Genomic DNA, 18,793 nt, shown 5'->3' on the forward strand with positions numbered 1-18,793 from the left:
GCATGCCTGCTCATCGGTCGCCAGCCGCCGTGCCCGTCCTGCCGGCCCCCGTCCTCGTCGACGTCGGCGGGGCTCCGGTCGCCACCTACCTGCTCGAGCCGGAGGGGCGCACGCCGGTCGGTGACGTGGTGCTCTGCCACGGCACGCCGTGGTCGGCACGCGTGTGGGCGCCGGTGGCGCAGACCCTGAGCCAGGACCACCGCGTGTTCCTCTGGGACATGCCGGGATACGGCGCATCGCCGAAGGACCGTGCGTACCCGGTCGACCTCGTCGCCCAGCGGCATCGGTTCGCGGCCCTGCTGCGGCACTGGTCGCTCGACCGGCCGCACGTGCTCGCCCACGACATCGGTGGAGCGGTGGCGCTGGGCGCGCACCTCCTGGAGGACGTCGACATGGCGAGCCTCTTCCTGCTCGACATCGTGACGCTGGACCCGTGGGGATCACCGTTCTTCCGGCTCGTGGCCGAGCACGAGCCGGTCTTCGCGGCGGTGCCCGGCCCGCTGCACGCGGCCCTCGTCCGCGAGTACATCGCCGGCGCAGCCAACCACCACCTGGCCGACGACGCCGTCGAGGCGCTCGCCGAACCGTGGCTCGACCAGGCCGGACAAGCCGCGTTCTACCGGCAGATCGCTCAACTCTCACCCACCCACACCGCTCCGATCGTGGACCGGCTCGGCCAGGTGCGCTGCCCGGTCCGCATCGGCTGGGGCGTCGAGGACCCGTGGATCCCGTTCGAGCAGGCGGCGCGTCTCCGGGCGGTGCTCCCCGGCGACCCAGAAGTGGTGGCGTTCGAGGGGCGCGGACACCTCGCACCCCTGGAGGACACCGCCGCCGTCGGGCAGGCCGTACGGCAGTGGCTCGACGGTCTGGTCGACGACGCCGCGCACGGCTGCGGGTGACGGCCTCGCGTGTGAGCCTGGGAGCATGAGCGGCTTCACGATCATCGGTACGGGAAACATGGGCGGCGCGATCACGGCTCTGGCGGAGCGCGGCGGCGTCCCGGTGCAGAACGTGGCGCACGGCGACGACGTCGACGCCTTCACCGGGGACGTCGTCGTGCTCGCTGTGCCGTACGAGGCGCTCGGCGAGGTCGCCGCGCAGTTCACCGACCAGCTGGCCGGCAAGATCGTCGTGGACATCACGAACCCCGTCGACCTGCCGGAGGGGCGCCGCCGCGAGATCAAGGCGGGGAGCGCCGCCGCCGAGCTCAGCACGCGCCTGCCGCAGTCGCGGGTGCTCAAGGCGTTCAACACCACGTTCGCCGCCACGCTCGCCTCCGGTGAGCTGGCCGCGGACGGGGCGCCGCCCGTCCCCGTGACCGTGCTCGTCGCCGGGGACGACGCCGACGCGAAGACCGCCCTGATCGACGCCGTCGACGCCTCGGGAGCGCAGGGGATCGACGTCGGCCCCCTGGCCCGCGCCGAGGAGCTGGAAGCCACCGGATACCTGCAGCTCAGCCTCGCGATGGGCGACGTCGTGCCGTGGACCGGCGGTTTCACGCTGGTGCGCTGACTCGTCCGGGCATCTGTGGCGTGTCTCCAGCGGCCTGGGTACGTTGCTTGTGGGTGCGGGTTTTTCACCCGGCCCCGCAGGGGGATGCAATTCGGCACCTCCGCGCAGCGCGCACGCGAGGAGCAGTCATGACCGAGAACTATGGGCAGCCGGAGCAGGGCGGCCAGTACGGGCAGGAGCCGACGTCGGAGTTCGGCTCGAGCGAGAACACCTCCGAGGGCTACGGCTCGCAGGAGGAGTCGGAGGACTTCGGGTCGCAGGGCCAGTCGCAGAGCAGCGAGGGTTCGTCCTACGGCGAGTCGCAGCAGGGGCAGCAGGGTTCGCAGGGTGAGTCGTACGGGCAGTCCGGTTCGACGGAGTCGTACGGCCAGGGCGGGGAGCCGCAGGGTTCGTCCTACGGCCAGGGCGAGGAGTCGCAGGGTGCGTCGTACGGCGAGTCGCAGCAGGGGCAGCAGCAGGGCTCGCAGGGCGAGTCGTACGGGCAGGGCGAGGGCTCGTCCTACGGACAGTCCGGTGAGCAGTCGGAGGGCACCACGGAGCCCGGGTCCGAGTTCGGCACCGAAGGACAGGGCGGCCAGTACGGCTCGCAGCAGCAGGGTGATGACCAGCAGAACGAGCAGGGGTGGGGCTGAGCGGCCCGACGGCTGCACGATCGGCGGGGTCCTGACCGAGGGCCGGGGCCCCGCCGTCGTGTCCACCGTGCCTCCTGGTCCGGTTCCGGGAAATGCTGTGGCGGCCCTCCCGGCGTCGGGCATACCGTGGGTGGTGGCGAGCGTGAGGCGTGACGACCCTCGGCCCGGACGACCGGGCGAGCGCCCTGCCCGCGCGTACGGCGTACCGACGAGAGGCCGGAGTCTCCCGGCGAAGGAGTGGTGGCACCGCGACCTAGCCCCCGCCCGCTCCTCCAGGGCCTTCGCTCTCTGGAGGACTGATGAGACCACCTTCGCAATCGCCGGCCACATCTCCGGCCGCATCTCCGACCACGACCAGCACGCCGCCGGGCGCGCTGCCCGAGGGGCCGGCTGGTGCCCCCGTCCGAACCCTGGCGCACGACCTTCCTGCCGTTCCACCCGGGTCGGTCGTGCGGCTGCAGGGCTGGGTCAACCGTCGGCGTGAGCTCGCGACGGTGACGTTCCTGGTGCTGCGCGACCGCACCGGCCTCGCCCAGGTAGTGGTGCGCACGGGCCCCGGCGTCGGACAGGCTCCGCCTCCGGCGTCGCCGCAGGTGCCGCCCGAGGAGACCACCGTGGCGGTGACCGGCACGGTCACCGCCAACCCGCAGGCCCCAGGCGGGGTGGAGGTCACCGAGCCCGTGATCACGCCGCTCACGGACGCAGCCGAGACACCGCCCGTCGAGCTGTGGCGGCCTACCCTGACGGCGGCCCTGCCGACGCTGCTGGACCATGCCGCGATCGCCTGGCGGCACCCCGCGCAGAAGGCGCGCTGGGAGGTCGCAGCGGCGAGCCTGCGCGGGTTCCGCGCGACGCTGGACGCCGCGGGGTTCACCGAGATCTGTACGCCCAAGCTCGTCGGCACCGCTACCGAGTCGGGGGCCAACGTGTTCTCGGTGGACTACTTCGGCCGGCCCGCCTACCTGGCGCAGTCGCCCCAGTTCTACAAGCAGCAGATGGTCGGCGTGTTCGAGCGGGTCTACGAGGTAGGCCCGGTGTTCGGGCCGAACCGCACGACACGGTGCGGCACCTGGCGGAGTACCGCTCCCTCGACGTCGAGCTCGGGTTCGTGCGCGACCATCGTGACGTGCTGGCGGTGCTGCGCGACGTGCTCGCCGGGATGGCTGACGCGGTGCGGGGTTCGGCAGCCGTGGAACGGCTGGGTCTCGAGGTGCCGGAGATCCCGGCGGAGATCCCCGCGATCCACTTCGCCGACGCCCTCGCACTGGTCGGGGCGGCCCCGGACGAGCCGGACCTCGCGCCCGAGCACGAACGGGCGCTGGGGGAGTGGGCGATGGCCGAGCACGGGTCCGACCTCGTCGCCGTAGAGGGCTACCCCATGGCGAAGCGGCCGTTCTACACGCACCCCGAGCCGGGCTCGGCCCCGGGCGGGCCAGGCCCGGGCGGTGAGCGGTGGAGCAACAGCTTCGACCTGCTGTTCCGCGGGCTCGAGCTGGTCACGGGCGGACAGCGCCTGCACCGGTACGCCGACTACGTGTCGGCGATCGAGGCGCGGGGCGAGGACCCGGCGTCGTACGCGTCGTACCTGGCGGCGTTCCGGCACGGGATGCCGCCGCACGGCGGGTTCGCGATCGGCCTGGAGCGCTGGGTGGCGCGCCTGGTGGGAGCGGCGAACGTTCGCGAGGTGACGCCGTTCCCCCGAGACCTGCACCGCCTGGTGCCGTAGGGCGGTAGCTCGGTAGGTGGTCGGTAGAACGTCAGGTGGTCGGCAACTCGGGTTGCCGATCACCTGACGTTCTACCGACCACCCGGCCTCTTGCCGACCACACGCTGCCGCGCCCGATGGTGATCGGTCCGGCGAGATCGTCAGGCCAGCGCGGCGCCGAAGACCACCACGTCCACACCGTGCCCGGTGCTGCGGGTCCACTCGGTGAGCCCGATCTTCTGCGCCACCCGTTGCGACGCGATGTTGTCCGCGCGGACGTTCGCGGTCAGTCGCTCGACGCCGGCCTCCCGGGCGGCGTCGCGGCAGGCCGCGGCGGCCTCGGTCGCGAACCCCTGACCCTGCAGTGCGGTGCGCACGTGGTAACCGACCTCGACGTCGCGTACACCGTCCACCTCCTGCCAGGTGAGGCCGCAGTCCCCGACGAACTCGCCGTCATGGGTCTCGACGATCCACAGCCCGAAACCATGCTCCGCATAGTTGCGCAGGTTCCAGTCGATCCAACCCTGTGCCTGCTCGCGGGTCTTGGGCGAGGAGTAGTAGCGCATCACCTCGGGGTCGCCGAGGAGGGCCGCAAGGTCGTCGAGATCGCCGTCGTGCATCTCGCGGAAGCGGAGGCGTTCGGTCGGACCGGGAGTCACCTTGGTCATCTTGGCCACCGAGGCAGCGTAACGACCGAGGTAGGCCGTGCACCGCAGTGTCAGTGGTCCACGGCAGGATGAGCCCATGCACACGGTCGTCTCAGCAGAGGGATCGGGCATCGGCCTACGGTCGGTGTCCGACTCCGGCGCGCCGGCGGGGGAGCAGCGCGTCGTCGAGGCGTCCGGCCTGGCCCGCGAGGTGGCCGCCGACGAGGCGACTCACGTCCGCTGGGCCTGGGACGACACCAACAACTGGTACCCGGCGCTCCTCGCTGACGGCGTCCGGGTCGACCGGGCACACGACCTGCGGCTGGCGCACGCGGTCCTGCGCGCGTCGGTCCTCTCGGCCCGCACCGCGCTCGCCGAGGCGGGCCTCACAGCCTGGGACCGCCTGGCCCCGGTCCCGCCCCCGGGCGGCCCGACGGCGGCCGCGCTGGTCCGCCCCGACCGGCACCCGGGCTCCGAGCCTCTCTTCGACCTCGGCGAGGTCGCCGCGCCCACGACGTCCGGCCGGGCCGCGGGGAACCGCCGGCGCCCTGACGCGGGCCCGGGCAGCGAGCGGAGGACGGACGAGAGCGACGGCTACGACCAGCCCGGCGGCCGGCACGACCATGGCCGCGACGACGAGTACCTCGGCGCCGGCGACCTCGACCCCGCCGCGGAGCTGACCGCCCAGCTGCTCGCGATCAAGGACAGCACCGGCCCCGGCCGTCTCCGGCTCCTGCTCGCAGCCGAGTCCGCCGGGGCGCTCGCGGCCGCCGAGATGCATCACGCCGGGCTCCCGTGGCGCGGCGACATCCACGACCAGATCCTCACCGACGCGCTCGGCCCACGGCCCCGGCCCGGCGCCCGGCCGGCGAAGCTCGAGGACCTGGCCCACCGGATCCGGGCCGCCATCGACGCTCCGCCAACTCTCAACCCCGACTCCCATCCGGATCTGCTCCGCGCCATGGAGTACGCGGGCGTGGGCGCGCGCAGCCTGCGCAAGTGGGAGCTGGAGAAGCTCGACCACCCGGTGATCGCCCCGCTCCTGGAGTACAAGGGGCTCTACCGCCTCTACACCGCCAACGGCTGGAACTGGCTCGACACCTGGGCACCGGACGGCCGGTTCCGCATGGAGTACGTGGTGGGCGGCGTGGTGACGGGGCGATGGGCGAGCACCGGAGGCGGCGCCCTGCAGCTTCCCCACAACGTCCGGCGCGCGGTCGTCGCGGACCCGGGCTGGACGTTCGTCGTCGCCGACGCCGCCCAGCTCGAGCCGCGCGTGCTGGCCGCCCTGGCCCGCGACGAACGTATGGCCGCGGCGGGCCGCAGCAAAGACGGCGCGAACACCGACATGTACGCCGGGATCGTCGCGACGGGCGCCGTCGACTCCCGAGAGCACGCGAAGGTGGGCATGCTCGGCGCCATGTACGGCGGCACCACGGGTGTCAGCGCACAGGTGCTGCCGCGGCTCGCCCGTGCGTTCCCGCAGGCCATCGACCTGGTCGAGCGGGCGGCCCGTGCCGGGGAGCGGGGCGAGAAGGTCACCACCCGCCTGGGCCGGAGCTCGCCGCTGCCGGGCGAGTCGTGGGCCGCCACGCAGGGTTCCGCGTTCGACGAGGACGCCGGGGCGGACGTCCAGTCACGCGCCCGCAGTCAGACCCGGTCGTGGGGGCGGTTCACCCGGAACTTCGTCGTCCAGGGCACCGCCGCGGAGTGGGCACTGTGCTGGATCGCGTCCATCCGCCGTCGGCTGTGGGCGCTGGGCGAGATCGATACCGGCTCCACGCCCGGCCTGGCGCCGGCGCCGTTCGACCGGCGGCCGCACCTGGTGTTCTTCCTGCACGACGAGGTGGTGGTGCATGCCCCCGCGGCGTTCGCGGAGGCCGTCGCGCAGGAGGTGCGGGCCGCCGCGGAGGAGGCCGGGCGCCTGCTCTTCGGCGACTTCCCGGTGGACTTTCCGCTCAGCGTCGCCGTGACGGAGAGCTACGCGGACGCGAAGGACTGACCGTCCAGCACCGCCTTGAGGGACGCCTCCAGGATGTCCACCCCCGCGTGCAGGTCGTCCTCGCCGATCGTGAGCGGCGGTGCGATGCGGAAGATGCCGCCCATCCCCGGCAGCTGCACGATGTTCATGTGCAGGCCCCGTTCGAGGCAGGCCGCGGTGACGGCGTTGCCCAGCGCGTCGGCGGGAGCCTTGGTCTCCTTGTCCGTGACGAGCTCGAGCCCTTGGAGAAGGCCGCGACCGCGAATGTCGCCGACGACGTCGTAGCTGTCGCGGAGCGCCATCAGCCGCTCGGTGAGCTGAGCGCCCAGCCGCGCCGCACGCGCGACGAGGCGCTCTCGCTCGATGACGTCGAGGACGGTCAGCCCGACCGCAGCCGCCAGCGGGTCCGAGACGTGCGTCGTGTAGAAGAGGAATCCGCGGTCGTGGCAGATCTGCTCGATCTCGGCACTGGTGACGACCGCCGCCAACGGCAGCCCGGCACCGAGGGTCTTCGACAGGGTCAGGATGTCCGGGGTGACGCCGTCCCGTTCGAACGCGTACATGTCCCCGGTACGCCCGAGGCCCGTCTGCGCCTCGTCGAGGATGAGCAGCATCCCGCGCTCCTCGCACATCTCCTTGAGCCGCCGCAGATACCCGGGCGGCAGCTCGAGGATCCCGCCGGAGGACAGGATCGGCTCGACGAGGCAGGCGGCGAGGCTGCCCGCGGACTGCTGGTCGACGAGCGCGAAGCCGTACGCCAGCTCGGCCTCCCAGTCGTAGGACCCGTCAGGTGCCCGGAACGGCGACCGGTACGCGTTGGGCGACGGCAGGGCGAGATTGCCCGGCGTGGGCGGGCCGTAGCCCCGCCGTCCGGCGGAGAACGTGGCCGACGCCGCGCCCTGGGTCATGCCGTGCCAGGAGCGGTCGAACGAGACGATCTCGTAGCGGCCGGTGAAGAGCTTGGCCAGCTTGATCGCTGCTTCGTTCGCCTCGGCGCCCGTGCTCAGCAGCATGGTCTTGCCCAGCGGCGCCGGTAGCGTCTCGGCGAGCCGCCCGGCCAGCCCGAGCACCGGAGCGCTGAGCATCCCGCTGAAGAGGTGGTCCAGCGACGCCACCGCCGACGAGACCGTCGACACGATGTCCGGGTGTGCGTGGCCGAGGATGGAGCTCATCTGCCCCGACGTGAAGTCGAGGATCGGCGTCCCCTGGCGGTCGAAGACGTACGCGCCGGAGGCCCGCTCGATGACCCGCGGAGTGAAGCTCGGTCCGTAGCGGATCAGGAGCCGGTCGGCATCGTCCCAGAACGTCGTGTCCATGGTCATCCCTCCCTGCGGAAACACTGCGGACACGGCCATCCTGGACCGGCCGGAAGAGTCAGGACAAGCACACAAAAGCGGTCGACCGTTCGCTGATGCCATACGGTCATGCCTGCCCTACGGTCGGCGTCATGCTCAACCCACGACGGCTCGAGATCTTGCGCGCGGTGCTGGCCGCCGGGTCGATCAACGGCGCGGCCCGGAACCTCAGCTATTCGCCTGCCACGATCAGCCAGCACATGGCCGCGCTCGCGCGGGAGACCGGGCTGGTCCTCTTCGAGAGGCAGGGTCGCGGGATCACGGCCACCGACGCCGCCCGGGAGCTGGCCGGCCAGGCACAGGTGCTCCTGGCCGACTTCGGACGCCTCGAACGGGCAGTGGCGGACCTGCGGGCCGGACAGGGGCAGCACCTGGCTGTCGCCTGCTTCGCCTCAGCGGCCGAGCAGTGGATGCCGGCGGTCGTGCGGGCCGTCCGGCGGCTCCAGCCGAACCTCACGGTCGAGATCAGCCTCAACGAACCGGTCGACGGTCGCGGACGCCGGCAGCCGGACCTCGACATCCGTACCGAACCGGCCGACGGCGTCGGCCTCCACCTCGACGGCTACTCGCGTCATGAGCTCCTCGTCGAGGACCTCGTGGCCGTGCTCCCTGCGGCGCACCCGCTGGCCGGCCTGCCCGAGGTCGGTCTCCGCGACCTGGCAGAAGAGCCCTGGGTCGACCACGACATCTATGACAGCCCGATCGGGCGGATCGTCCTGAGCGCGTGCGGCGCTGCCGGGTTCGCCCCGCGCTACGCCGCCCGGCTCGACGACCACCGGGCGGCGCTGCGGCTCGTGGCAGCGGGGATCGGAGTCACCGTGCTGCCGCGGCTGGCCGTCTCCGGGCTGTCCCTGCCCCCGGGGGCCGTCGCGAAGCCCCTGGTTCGTCCCGGAGTCTCGCGCCGCATCGTCGCCTACGCCAACAGGGACCGGCATCGGGCAGCGCTGGTCAGGTGCGCCGTGGAGCAGCTGCGGGCCAGCGCCGACGAGTCCGGCATGCTCGCGTAGGGCCCGCGGGACGGGGCTCGCCGGACTGGGCCGCGGGACTGAGCTCGCAGGCAGCCGGCCGGCAGACCAGCGGCTCAGCGCGCCAGGAGCCCGATCGCCGCCGTGACGACCTGCGCCGAACGCTGCGCCGCGTCGTCGACATGGGTGAGGAACTCGGTGCCGTCGGGCGCGCACAGGTCCGAGACGGCCCGCACCGACACGAACGCGGAGCCGAAGTTGTGGCAGAGCTGCGCCAGGGCCGCGGACTCCATGTCGACCGCGAGCATCTCGGGGAAGTCCGCGCGGAGCCGGAGCGCCAGGTCACTGGTGGCGAACTTCTCGCCGGAACCGATGGTGCCCTCGCGCAGCACCCAGGGCTCCCACCCGTCGGCGGACGCACGCGCCTCGACCTCGCCCGCTGCCTGCCGGACGGCGTCGGTGAGCGCGCCGGTCGCGTCGTACGCCGCGGGCATGCCCGGGACCTGACCGAGCACGTACCCGAAGGCGCGGGCGTCGGCGTCCGCGTTCACGAGGCGCACGCCCAGCACGACGTCGCCCACCGCGATGCCCGTCGCGAGCCCGCCGGCGCTGCCCGCGCTGATCAACGGCACGTCCGTGCCATAGCGCAGGATCGCGCTCGCTCCCGCGGCGCTCGCGTTGACGAAGCCGATACCGCTGCGCACCAGCACGGCGGGCCGGCCCCCGAGCGTGACGTGCCGGTGGGCGGCGAGGCCGACATGTTCCGGCTCGCCCACCTCGGACGCCAGGTCGAGGAACGGCGCGGCCTCGTCGTCCATCGCGACGAGCACGACGGCGACGGGCCTCAGGTCGCTCACAGCTCGGACGCCGCGTCGCGTGCTGCCGCGTCGCGTGCCGCTTCGTCGCGTGCCGCTGCGTCGCTGGCGGACGCCTCGCCCGGCGCTCCGTCGGCGTACACCTGGGACCACACGCCGCGCGCCGAGAGGAACACGGACGCCGCCTCCTGGGCGCCGACCAGCGTGTGGTTGGCGCCCCAGCCACACTGCACCTCGTTGGCGGCGGGCACCTCGCCCGCCGTGACGATGTCACGCATCGTCGCCTCGACGAGCTGGAGCACGTCCTCGTAGGCGGGTTCGCCCTGCAGCATCAGGTAGAAGCCGGTCTGGCAGCCCATGGGGGAGAAGTCCAGGACGGCGTCGGAATGGTTGCGGGAGTGCTCGGCGAACAGGTGCTCCAGGGAGTGCACCGTCGGCATCTCCAGGTGCGCGACGTTGGGCTGCGTGAGCCGCACGTCGTACTTGACGATCACGTCCCCGCCCGCGAGCTGCTTGCGGTCGGCAAGCCGCACGTACGGGGCGGCGACGGCGCGGTGGTCCAGGTTGAACGACTCGACGTTCATGCGGGGGGCTGACTCGGTCACGGTACGAGCCTATGCCGTCCACCGGCCCCGCGTACTACGCTGCAACGCGTGAGCAGCAGCGACACCCCCGCGCCCGACACCTCGCCGCACGATGCCTCGCACGATGCCGCCGCGCACCCCACGCTGGCGCAGGTGGTCGGCGCGCTCGACCGCCTCTACCCGCCGTCGACGGCGGAGGGTTGGGACGCCGTCGGCCTGGTGGCGGGCGACCCGGCCGCACCCGTGCGCAAGGTGCTGTTCGCGGTGGACCCGGTGACCGCCGTCGTCGACCAGGCCCTGGACTGGGGCGCCGACCTGCTGGTCACCCACCACCCGCTGTTCCTGCGCGGCGTGAGCTCCGTGGCCGCCACGACGTTCAAGGGTTCGGTGGTGCACCGGCTCCTGACCGCCGGGTGCGCGCTCCACGTCGCGCACACCAACGCGGACGCCGCCCCTCGCGGGGTGGCGGACGCCCTCGCCGACCTCGTCGGCATCACCGACCGGCGCCCCCTCGAGGTGAGCGCCGCCGGCGAGACGGACGGCCACGGCCTGGGCTCCGACTACGGCACCGACCGCGGCATCGGCCGCGTCGGACGCCTCACCGAACCCACCACGCTGGCCGACTTCGCCCGCCGCGTCGCGGCTGCGCTGCCCGCGACAGCGCAGGGCATCCGGTTCTCCGGCGACCCGGACGCCACGGTGACCACCGCCGCCGTCCTCGGCGGATCCGGCGACGGCTACTTCGACGCCGTGCGCGCGGCGGCCGCCGACGTCTATGTCACCTCCGACCTGCGCCATCACCCCGCCTCCGAGCTGCGCGAGCGAGCGGAGTTCGAGGCACGCGCCGCCGGAGCACGAGGACCTTCGGGTACCCCGTTCCTCGTCGACACCGCCCACTACGCGAGCGAATGGCCCTGGCTGCGCTACGCCGTCGAGGACCTCGCCGCGGCGCTCGCTGCGGACGGGCTCGCCGTCGAGGCCCGGGTCAGCGACCTGGTCACCGACCCCTGGACCGGCCACGTCCCGTCCCGCTGAGCGCACCCAGCGCACCACCCGGGATGCGCAGCCGGGACGCGTAGCCGGGGTGGATTCGGCGCGGACGGGCGCGGGGTAGCGTTGGACTGCCCCCCGAACCCGACCGAGAGGACGCCTCCCGTGGCTACCGCACCGCCCGAAGACCAGCGCAGGCTGCTGGAGGTCCAGGCGCTCGACACCCGTGCTCAGCAGCTCGCCCACCAGCGCAAGAACCTGCCCGCGCTCGCGAAGCTGACCGAGCTCGACGGCCGGATCTCCGATCTGCGCGCCTCGCTCGTCGAGTCGCGCACCCGGGTGGCCGACCTGAAGCGCGAGCTCACCAAGGCGGAGTCCGACGTCGAGCAGGTCCGCAACCGGGCCGAGCGCGACCAGCAGCGGCTGGACGCGGGCGGCGTCAGCGCCAAGGACGCCGTCGCGCTCACCGACGAGCTCGGCTCGCTCGCCACCCGCCAGGCGGCGCTGGAAGAGGTCGAGCTCGACGTCATGGAACGGCTCGAGGCGCACGAGGACACCCTGGCCAAGGTCGAGGGCGCGAACGACGAGCTCGTCGCGGAGAAGACGAAGATCGAGGCCGAGCGCGACGCCGGCTGGGCAGAGATCGACGCGCAGGTCCAGGCGATCGTGGGGGAGCGGGCGAAGGCGGCCGAAGGCCTCGACACCGCCCTGGTCACGCTGTACGAGAAGATCCGCACGCAGCTGGGCGGCACAGGGGCCGCGGTGCTCAACGGCAACCGCTGCGAGGGCTGCCGGATGGACCTCCCGCCGGGCGACCTGGCGACCATCAAGAACGCGGCGCCCGACGCCGTGGTGCGCTGCGAGGAGTGCAGCCGGATCCTCGTACGCGTCGCCGGCGCGAAGTCCGGCGCTGCCGCGGGATGAGCGAGGCGCCAGGCTTCGACACCCACCGGCGTCCGCCGGCCGCGACCACCCGGTTCGACGGCGCCCGCCCGCTCACCGTGGTGCTCGTCCGGCACGGGGTGACGCCGCTGACCGAGGCCGGCGCGTTCTCCGGCTCGGACGTCCCCGGTCCGTCCCTGACCGCACGCGGCAAGCTCCAGGCGGCACAGGCCGCGGACGCGACCTTCCGCATCGGACGCGCCCCGCGGACCGGCGCCGGCTCCACGGGCGGCATGCGGAGCGGCGGCCTCTGGCCGGACCTGCCGCGTCCGACGGCGGTCGTCGCCTCACCGACCGTGCGCACCCAGGAGGCGGCGACCGCCGTCGGACGACGCCTCGGGCTGCACGTCACCACGGACGACCGGTTCGCCGAGTGCCGGTACGGGCAGTGGGAGGGGCGCACGGCGTCCGAGATCGAGCAGCACTGGCCCGGCGAGCTGGCACAGTGGCACTCGACGGGCACCTTCGTACCCCCGGGCGGCGAGTCCTACGCGCAGCTCGGCGCTCGCGTCTGGGACGGTCTCACGGACCTTCTGGCCGGCGGCGTGGACCGCACGGTGGTGGCGGTGGGACATGCGGTGCAGATCCGGACCGCCGTCGGGCAGGCGCTGGGCGCACCCGCCTCGCACTGGGCGCGGCTGCGGATCCCGCCCGCTTCGCTGTCGGTGGTGCGCCTGTGGGAGGACGGCACGACCGAGGTGACCGCCGCGGGCGTGCCGACCGACGGCTGAGCACCGCCGCGGTGCTCAGGCGAGCACGAGCTCCAGCGTGCGCGGTCCACGGGGTCTGCCGTCCAGGAGGTTCGCCTCGATCAGGGTCTGGTCCTTGCCCGAACCGATCTCGGTGAGCACCACGGAACCCACGAGCTCCTGCGCCGCCTTGAGCACGTCCTCGCTGGTCCGCGCCTCCTGCTCCCGGCGCAGCAGGTGCCCGGCCAGCACACCGCGCGTGTGCTTCGCGTTGTGCGACACCACCGTCCGCTTGCCGCCGGTCTCGCGCAGCACCCGCACCTCGACCCATTCGGCCGCCCCGTCGCCGGTCGTCCGGGGCTTCCAGGCGGCGACGTAGGTGGCGGACCGGCAGTCGACGACGACGTCTCCGGCAGCTCGCGCGTCCAGCACCTCGGACAGGGCGGGCTTCCAGAACGTGGCGAGGCGCCCGACGTCGGGCAGGTTGACGCCCATGCTGAGCCGGTAGGCGGGGATGCGGTCACCGGGTGCGACGACACCCCACAGCCCCGAGAAGGTGAGCACGCTCTCCTGGGCGCGCCGTGCGGCGCCGTCGGGCAGCGTGGCCAGGCCGGCTGCGGCGTACAGGACGCCCGTGTACACCGTGGCCGCCCGGCCCGACGGCGCTTCGCGCAGTGCCGTGTTGCGCGCGATCTCGTCGGCGAGCCCGTCGCTCACACCCAGCACCGAGGCCGCGTCGCTGCGTGCGCTGACTCGCGCGAGCTCGGCCAGGACCTGCTCGCGCCGTGCGGTGAGCTCCGGGTGAGCCAGGGCGTTCAGGTCGAGGGGCGCCGCGCCGTCGGGCGCCGGCGTCTTGCCCTCGGAGGGCGGGAGGAGCAACATCACCCGTCCAGCCTAAGGTGGCCGGGCGGTACTGCTGACTAGGGTGGGCGAGCATGGCCCAGATCAAGGTGTACGGGAACCGGTCCGTGTGGGGCGAGCGGCGTGCCGAGATCTCCGACGCACTGCACGAGGCGCTCGTCCGCACGTGGCAGCTCCCGGAGGACAAGCGGTTCCACCGCTTCCTCCTGCTGGACGACGGCGACCTGATCGCCCCGCGCTCGGGCGACTACCTGGTGGTCGAGATCGTCTGCTTCAGCGGCCGCAGCCGCAAGGCCAAGCGTGCGCTGATCGCGGTCCTGTACGACGATGTCGCGCCCCGTCTCGGGCTGGCCGTGCACGACCTGGAGGTCGTGATCCTGGAGAGCCCGAAGGAGAATTGGGGGATCCGCGGGATGTCCGGCGACGAGCTGATGCTGAACTACCGCGTCGACGTGTGACCGCGCGGTGCGGAGTCCCTGCGACAGGTACCCTTCTACCTGCGGACGAGTCGGTCGGACGGTCGCGTTGTGTGCCTTCGGGCACCCACCGAGGAACGTCCGGGCTCCACAGGGCAAGGTGGTGGTTAACAGCCACCCGGGGTGACCCGCGGGACAGTGCCACAGAAAACAGACCGCCCACGGTCTCCGGACCGGGGGTAAGGGTGAAACGGTGGTGTAAGAGACCACCAGCGCTGCCGGTGACGGCAGCGGCTAGGTAAACCCCACCTGGAGCAAGGTCAGACAGACTGTGTTTGAGGGCTGCCCGCCCGACTCTCTTCGGAGAGGCACAGTCGGGTAGACCGCTCGAGCCCTGCGGCAACGCAGGGCCTAGATGGATGGCCGTCGCCCGCGCGGGGGTAACCCGGCGCGGGAACAGAACCCGGCGTACAGACCGACTCGTCCGCTTTCGTCGTCCGCGCCTGCATGCGGCCAACTGGTAACCAGTTGCCTGGTTGGGCTGATCGCCGTGGCGAGGTCATGTCACGCGGCCTATCGGTCCCTGGACTATCGGGCGCGCTTCCCGGGGCCAGCATTGTCGCTGGCCCCGCCGGCCTTTCGTCGACGAGGAGTCGCTACCTCGCGTCGCCAAGGGTGATCCGGCGTCGCAGGGCCTGGGCTAGTGGTGCCTCCCACACGTCGGTGCCCTCCGTCGGATCGGGACCGTCGTGCGGAAGCCGGGCCATCGTCTGCTTGGTGACGCGGATGGCTTCCCGGTCGCGCCGGGCGATGCGCCGGGCCAGGCGCTTGGCCTCGGCCCACACGTTCTCGGTCGGGACGACGGATTGCACGAGCCCGCCCTCCAGCGCCTCCTGGGCGTTGATGGCATCGCCGAGCAGCAGCATCGCGCGGGTCCAGCCGGAACCGATCTCGGCGACCAGGCGGTCCAGCACCTCGCTCGGACCCACCGGGATGCTGACGACCGTCTCGGGCGCGCGGAACCGTGCGTCCTCGGCGGCCACGCGCAGGTCGCTCGCGACCGCCAGCCCGAGCCCTGTTCCGGCGACGTTGCCGTGCAGCGCCGCGACTGTCACCGCCGGGCAGGTGCGCCAGGCGCGCAGCACCTCGTCGCTGAGCTCGACGAGGTTCCGGTAGCCGTCGGGGTCGTTGGTGGCGAGCTGGCCGAGCTCGTCCAGGTCGCCGCCTATGCAGAAGTGGCGCCCTTCGGCGCGCAGCACGACGGCGGCGACGTCGTCGGGCAGCGTCGTGAGCACGTCGCCCAGGGCGGTCAGCGTCGCTCGGTCGAGCCGGTTGTCGCCGTCGGGCCGCGTGAGGGTCACCACCAGCACGGCGTCCTCGCGGTCGACCACGACGGGTCCGGCGGCGGACGCGCTCTCACCAGCGGCCACCGCCGCACCAGCACCCACCGCCGCACCAGCACCCGCGGTCGCGGCCGGACGGGGTCGCCGCCGTACCGGCACCGAACGTGTTCCGCGGAAGGCGAGGGTCTCGTCGTAGCCCACTGGCCCGGCGAACTCGAGATCGAACCGCTGCAGCACCTCGGGGAACAGTGTCGTCGCTTCCAGACGGGCCAGCGGCGCGCCCAGGCAGTAGTGCATGCCCACGCCGAAGGCGAGGTTGCGGCGGGGCGGGCGCGAGAGGTTCAGGTCGTGCGGCGAGTCGTAGGCGTCGGGGTCGTGGTTGGCCGCGGCGACCACGGTGTGCACGATCTGCCCGGCCGTCACCGGGATACCGCCCGGCAGCTCCGTGTCCTGCTCTGCGTACCGGGTCATGAGCTGTACGGGCGATACGAAGCGGACCAGCTCCTCGACGGCGCCGTGCACGGCTTCCGGGTGCTCGAGCATCCACGTGGCCTGGTCGGGCCGGCGCAGGAGCTGCACCACGCCGTCGGACAGCAGGGACGTCGTCGTCTCGAGGCCCGCCTCGATCATGACGTTGAGCTGGGAGCCGGCCACCGCGCGCACCGCGGGGTCGGTCTCTGTGTCGAGCCACTCTCCCAGCGGGGAGTCCTCCGGGAGGCGGGGTCTGGGCTGGGCTACGAGCTGTTCCCAGTACGCGTTCCACAGCTTGCCCGCGCGGTCGGCCTGCGCCATCCGCGCCTTGCTCGGCGCGAGGTCGTGCACGTTCGAGAGCATGCGGCTCATCTCGCACAGCAGCGGGATGTCCTCGCGCGGCAGCCCGAGAACGATGCAGAGCACCGCCATGGGCAGCCGGTCGCCGACCAGGGCCCCGAAGTCCGCCTCGCCGTCGGCGCGCAGCACCGCATCGAACCGGTCGAGGTACTCGTGGACGGTCTGGACGATCTGCGGTGTGAGGTCAGCGACCGACTGCGGCGAGACGAACGAGCCAAGGCTGCGGCGCAGCCCGGCGTGCCCGGGCGGGTTGGTGCCGAGCGCGGAGTCGTGCAGGAACTTCAGGCCCGGGTGCCGCGCCCACGTCGGCTGGCGCGCGGTGCGCCAGGCGGCGTCCACGGTGCGCCAGCCGGATCCGCTGAGCACCTCGTGGCTCGCGTCGTGCGAGGTGACCATCCAGGCTCCCCACGGCATGCGTACCGCCGGGCCCATGGCCCGCAGCTCGTCGTAGACGGCGTGGGGGTCGGCGCGCCCTTCGGGCGTGCTCAGGTGCCGGATCAGCTTGGTCACGCGGCGGCGGGACTCGCGGTCCGAACTGGCTGCGACGGCGTCTGTCGTCTTCCGGGATCTACCGGTGTGGTCAGGCACTGGGGGCTCCTTCTTCAGCCAAGACACCATCTCGTCTGCCGACGGACAACGTAAACATAACGTGCATACCGGGCAGAACATTCGGCCCCTTGCGGGTCGCCGTGTGACCATTGCGTAAAGAAGTGACTACGAGGCAGCCATGTGACGGTGCGGGTAGTCTTGTGCGCCGTTGGCGCAACCTGGCAGCCTCGGCAACCGCCTGCCACGCCGACCCCGGTGTCGAAGATCCCCTGTCAGTTCGTCACGAACGACACTGTCATTGCCGGGTCGGTCGGCGGAGAGGTGCGACGCCTCGGGGAGGCTGCGGTGGACGAGGTCGAGTCCTGGGTGCGCACCGGGACGTTCCGTACGCCGGTGCACCCGGAGACCCTCGCCAGCACGGCCTGAGTCCCCCAGCCGCTGGTGCTCGTCCCGAGCATCGGTAGATCGAGTCGCCAACATCCTCGACGAGGCACGCTGGAACCTCGAGTTCATGCTCAAGATGCAGGTCCCCGACGGCGATCCCCGCGCGGGCATGGCGCACGAAGACTTGCGTGAACGGCAAGGCGCACGTCGATGCCGTCTGACGCTCCAGGGGCAGGTCAGACGCGGGCAGGCGTGCGGGCGGCCTGGCGCTCGGGAGTGAACGTCACCGGCAGCGTGGACGGGTAGCGCGACCACGGCGATGGCGCCCACTTCACCACCGGGTCGGTGAGCCTCAGGTCGAGCCGCTCCATGAGGCTCTCCACCGCGATCTTGACCACGAGCCGCCCGGGGCGCTTGGCGGGGCACGCGTGCGGCCCGACGCCGAAGGACAGGTGCGACCGGTTGTTCGCCTCGAAGAGGTCGTCCGCGGTGCGTACCCGCGGGTCGTTGTTCGCGGCGGCCACGCCCATCACTATCGCGTCGCCGGCGCGGATCCGCGCCGTGCCGAGGGTGCAGTCGGTCACGGCGTACCGGGCGGGCAGGTTCGCGACGGGCGGCTCGCTCCACAGGGTCTCGTCCATCGCGTCGTCCAGGCCCCGGCGCACCCCCGTGACGCGGCCGGTGTACCGGGGGTCGATGAGCATGCGGCGAAGTGTGGCCGCGATCCAGGTCACGAGCATCTCGTTCGCCGCACAGATCGCGATCACCATCGAGTGCACGATCTCCGTGTCGTCCTCGAAACTTGGGTGCTTGATGAAGCTGTCGGTCAGGTTCGGGCCTGGCTCCGCCCGGGTCGCGATGACGTGGTCCAGCACGATCTGGTCCATCCGGACCAGGGCTGACACGGGATCGCCGCCGTGCCCGAAGATCTCGCTCGCGCAGCGCAGCAGGTCGAACCCCTGCCGCTCGTCGAACCCGAACATGCCCGACACCGCCAGGAATGACACCGCCGCCGCATACTCGCCCATCAGGTCCGCACTGCCCTTGGCGGCGAACGAGTCGATGAGCCGGGCGCAGACGACGCGCACGAGCGCTGCCGTCCGGACCTCGTCCATGTCGGCGAACGCCTCGTCCACCGGGAGCCGCAGCCGCCGGTGCTCCGCGCCGTCCGAGAAGTACAGGTTCCGCCGTCCGGTCGGGGACAGGATGGCGTGCAGGTTCGACTGCGGTGGTAGCTGCTCTCTCCAGTGCCGTGGGTTCCGGGCGAAGACGCTCTCGGTGCGCATCACCTCCATGACCTCGGCGTGCCCCAGCACGAGCCAGCCCGGTACGCCTGGCTCCAGATCCACGGGGGCCACCGGCCCCCACTGGTCCTGCAGCTTGCGCAGTGCCGCAGTCATGTCCTCTGCACCGGTCAGGTCCACCAGCGACACCCGGCCCCCGCTCCGCTGCGGTTCCAGGTCAGGCATGCCACTCCACCCGTCGACATTCATCTAAATTATCCACCGAAATCTGGGGCGACCTGCGTAGACGCCCGATCAGGCGTTTCTATCACGGGCAGCAGAGAACACGAAACACGCGGCGTTCTTCCC

Annotated in this window: 16 protein-coding genes, 1 other RNA gene and 2 pseudogenes; 12 read left to right on the forward strand and 7 right to left on the reverse strand. The window is 72.4% G+C overall.

Features of this window, described 5'->3' with window-relative positions; translation table 11 throughout:
• Positions 1 to 2: 2 nt before the first annotated feature.
• From ACFSL2_RS25410 to aspS, 4 genes and pseudogenes are all read left to right on the forward strand, one after another.
• Positions 3 to 899, forward strand: coding sequence for an alpha/beta fold hydrolase (locus ACFSL2_RS25410; protein WP_377200508.1), 897 nt, complete (start codon positions 3 to 5; stop codon positions 897 to 899).
• Between the two features lie 25 nt (positions 900 to 924).
• The gene (locus ACFSL2_RS25415) at positions 925 to 1,512 is read left to right on the forward strand and encodes an NADPH-dependent F420 reductase (RefSeq protein WP_377200509.1); all 588 of its coding nucleotides are present in this window, start codon (positions 925 to 927) and stop codon (positions 1,510 to 1,512) included.
• A gap of 128 nt (positions 1,513 to 1,640) precedes the next feature.
• Positions 1,641 to 2,144: a hypothetical protein gene (locus tag ACFSL2_RS25420; RefSeq protein WP_377200510.1), complete on the forward strand. Its 504-nt coding sequence runs from the start codon at positions 1,641 to 1,643 to the stop codon at positions 2,142 to 2,144.
• 299 nt (positions 2,145 to 2,443) lie between these two features.
• Positions 2,444 to 3,870: pseudogene (aspS, locus tag ACFSL2_RS25425) on the forward strand (aspartate--tRNA(Asn) ligase).
• 140 nt (positions 3,871 to 4,010) lie between these two features.
• Here aspS and ACFSL2_RS25430 read toward each other — a convergent pair.
• Positions 4,011 to 4,517: a GNAT family N-acetyltransferase gene (locus ACFSL2_RS25430; RefSeq protein ID WP_377200894.1), complete on the reverse strand. Its 507-nt coding sequence runs from the start codon at positions 4,515 to 4,517 to the stop codon at positions 4,011 to 4,013.
• A gap of 76 nt (positions 4,518 to 4,593) precedes the next feature.
• On the opposite strand from ACFSL2_RS25430, the gene ACFSL2_RS25435 reads away from it, so the two are divergent.
• Positions 4,594 to 6,498: a bifunctional 3'-5' exonuclease/DNA polymerase gene (locus ACFSL2_RS25435; RefSeq protein WP_377200511.1), complete on the forward strand. Its 1,905-nt coding sequence runs from the start codon at positions 4,594 to 4,596 to the stop codon at positions 6,496 to 6,498.
• On the opposite strand, the gene ACFSL2_RS25440 is transcribed toward ACFSL2_RS25435, so the two are convergent.
• Positions 6,477 to 7,793 carry an aspartate aminotransferase family protein gene (locus ACFSL2_RS25440; RefSeq protein WP_377200512.1) on the reverse strand — a complete coding sequence of 439 codons (1,317 nt, stop codon included), beginning with the start codon at positions 7,791 to 7,793 and terminating at the stop codon, positions 6,477 to 6,479. The two genes, ACFSL2_RS25435 and ACFSL2_RS25440, sit on opposite strands and share 22 nt — an antisense overlap.
• A 131-nt stretch (positions 7,794 to 7,924) precedes the next feature.
• On the opposite strand from ACFSL2_RS25440, the gene ACFSL2_RS25445 reads away from it, so the two are divergent.
• A complete protein-coding gene (locus tag ACFSL2_RS25445; RefSeq protein ID WP_377200513.1) occupies positions 7,925 to 8,839 on the forward strand; it encodes a LysR family transcriptional regulator in 915 nt (304 codons plus the stop codon).
• A gap of 74 nt (positions 8,840 to 8,913) precedes the next feature.
• Here ACFSL2_RS25445 and mtnN read toward each other — a convergent pair whose 3' ends face one another.
• Both mtnN and ACFSL2_RS25455 read right to left on the reverse strand, forming a co-directional pair.
• Positions 8,914 to 9,654: a 5'-methylthioadenosine/S-adenosylhomocysteine nucleosidase gene (gene mtnN / locus ACFSL2_RS25450; protein ID WP_377200514.1), complete on the reverse strand. Its 741-nt coding sequence runs from the start codon at positions 9,652 to 9,654 to the stop codon at positions 8,914 to 8,916.
• 92 nt (positions 9,655 to 9,746) lie between these two features.
• Positions 9,747 to 10,196, reverse strand: a pseudogene (locus ACFSL2_RS25455) (S-ribosylhomocysteine lyase); the annotation flags it as partial.
• 69 nt (positions 10,197 to 10,265) lie between these two features.
• Here ACFSL2_RS25455 and ACFSL2_RS25460 point away from each other — a divergent pair.
• The 3 genes from ACFSL2_RS25460 to ACFSL2_RS25470 all read left to right on the forward strand — a co-directional run bounded on the left by ACFSL2_RS25460 (position 10,266) and on the right by ACFSL2_RS25470 (position 12,859).
• The gene (locus ACFSL2_RS25460; protein WP_377200515.1) at positions 10,266 to 11,231 is read left to right on the forward strand and encodes a Nif3-like dinuclear metal center hexameric protein; all 966 of its coding nucleotides are present in this window, start codon (positions 10,266 to 10,268) and stop codon (positions 11,229 to 11,231) included.
• Between the two features lie 120 nt (positions 11,232 to 11,351).
• Entirely contained in the window at positions 11,352 to 12,110 is a 759-nt protein-coding gene (locus ACFSL2_RS25465) for a zinc ribbon domain-containing protein (RefSeq protein WP_377200516.1), read from the forward strand.
• Positions 12,107 to 12,859, forward strand: a complete 753-nt coding sequence (locus tag ACFSL2_RS25470) for a histidine phosphatase family protein (protein WP_377200517.1) — start codon at positions 12,107 to 12,109, stop codon at positions 12,857 to 12,859. Before ACFSL2_RS25465 ends, ACFSL2_RS25470 begins: the two co-directional genes overlap by 4 nt.
• A gap of 15 nt (positions 12,860 to 12,874) precedes the next feature.
• Here the strand turns inward: ACFSL2_RS25470 and ACFSL2_RS25475 are convergent, their stop codons facing one another.
• On the reverse strand, positions 12,875 to 13,702 hold the full coding sequence (locus ACFSL2_RS25475) for a YaaA family protein (protein WP_377200518.1): 828 nt from the start codon (positions 13,700 to 13,702) through the stop codon (positions 12,875 to 12,877).
• 50 nt (positions 13,703 to 13,752) lie between these two features.
• On the opposite strand from ACFSL2_RS25475, the gene ACFSL2_RS25480 reads away from it, so the two are divergent.
• Positions 13,753 to 14,136, forward strand: a complete 384-nt coding sequence (locus ACFSL2_RS25480) for a tautomerase family protein (protein WP_377200519.1) — start codon at positions 13,753 to 13,755, stop codon at positions 14,134 to 14,136.
• A gap of 46 nt (positions 14,137 to 14,182) precedes the next feature.
• Positions 14,183 to 14,581, forward strand: an RNA gene (gene rnpB / locus ACFSL2_RS25485) — RNase P RNA component class A.
• A gap of 169 nt (positions 14,582 to 14,750) precedes the next feature.
• On the opposite strand, the gene ACFSL2_RS25490 is transcribed toward rnpB, so the two are convergent.
• Entirely contained in the window at positions 14,751 to 16,778 is a 2,028-nt protein-coding gene (locus tag ACFSL2_RS25490; RefSeq protein WP_377200520.1) for a cytochrome P450, read from the reverse strand.
• A gap of 294 nt (positions 16,779 to 17,072) precedes the next feature.
• On the opposite strand from ACFSL2_RS25490, the gene ACFSL2_RS25495 reads away from it, so the two are divergent.
• Positions 17,073 to 17,243, forward strand: coding sequence for a hypothetical protein (locus ACFSL2_RS25495; RefSeq protein ID WP_377200521.1), 171 nt, complete (start codon positions 17,073 to 17,075; stop codon positions 17,241 to 17,243).
• A gap of 194 nt (positions 17,244 to 17,437) precedes the next feature.
• Here the strand turns inward: ACFSL2_RS25495 and ACFSL2_RS25500 are convergent, their stop codons facing one another.
• Positions 17,438 to 18,670, reverse strand: coding sequence for a cytochrome P450 family protein (locus tag ACFSL2_RS25500; protein ID WP_377200522.1), 1,233 nt, complete (start codon positions 18,668 to 18,670; stop codon positions 17,438 to 17,440).
• Positions 18,671 to 18,793 lie beyond the last annotated feature (123 nt).

The sequence above is a fragment of the Promicromonospora aerolata genome, assembly GCF_042682255.1.
Lineage (GTDB): Bacteria > Actinomycetota > Actinomycetes > Actinomycetales > Cellulomonadaceae > Promicromonospora > Promicromonospora aerolata.

What these genes read in the sequence shown, in the direction of transcription:
- ACFSL2_RS25410 (WP_377200508.1), top strand. Translation starts at nt 3, where the DNA reads ATGCCTGCTCATCGGTCGCCAGCCGCCGTGCCCGTCCTGCCGGCCCCC.
- ACFSL2_RS25415 (WP_377200509.1), top strand. Translation starts at nt 925, where the DNA reads ATGAGCGGCTTCACGATCATCGGTACGGGAAACATGGGCGGCGCGATC.
- ACFSL2_RS25420 (WP_377200510.1), top strand. Translation starts at nt 1,641, where the DNA reads ATGACCGAGAACTATGGGCAGCCGGAGCAGGGCGGCCAGTACGGGCAG.
- ACFSL2_RS25430 (WP_377200894.1), bottom strand. Translation starts at nt 4,517, where the DNA reads ATGACCAAGGTGACTCCCGGTCCGACCGAACGCCTCCGCTTCCGCGAG.
- ACFSL2_RS25435 (WP_377200511.1), top strand. Translation starts at nt 4,594, where the DNA reads ATGCACACGGTCGTCTCAGCAGAGGGATCGGGCATCGGCCTACGGTCG.
- ACFSL2_RS25440 (WP_377200512.1), bottom strand. Translation starts at nt 7,793, where the DNA reads ATGGACACGACGTTCTGGGACGATGCCGACCGGCTCCTGATCCGCTAC.
- ACFSL2_RS25445 (WP_377200513.1), top strand. Translation starts at nt 7,925, where the DNA reads ATGCTCAACCCACGACGGCTCGAGATCTTGCGCGCGGTGCTGGCCGCC.
- ACFSL2_RS25470 (WP_377200517.1), top strand. Translation starts at nt 12,107, where the DNA reads ATGAGCGAGGCGCCAGGCTTCGACACCCACCGGCGTCCGCCGGCCGCG.
- ACFSL2_RS25480 (WP_377200519.1), top strand. Translation starts at nt 13,753, where the DNA reads ATGGCCCAGATCAAGGTGTACGGGAACCGGTCCGTGTGGGGCGAGCGG.
- ACFSL2_RS25500 (WP_377200522.1), bottom strand. Translation starts at nt 18,670, where the DNA reads ATGCCTGACCTGGAACCGCAGCGGAGCGGGGGCCGGGTGTCGCTGGTG.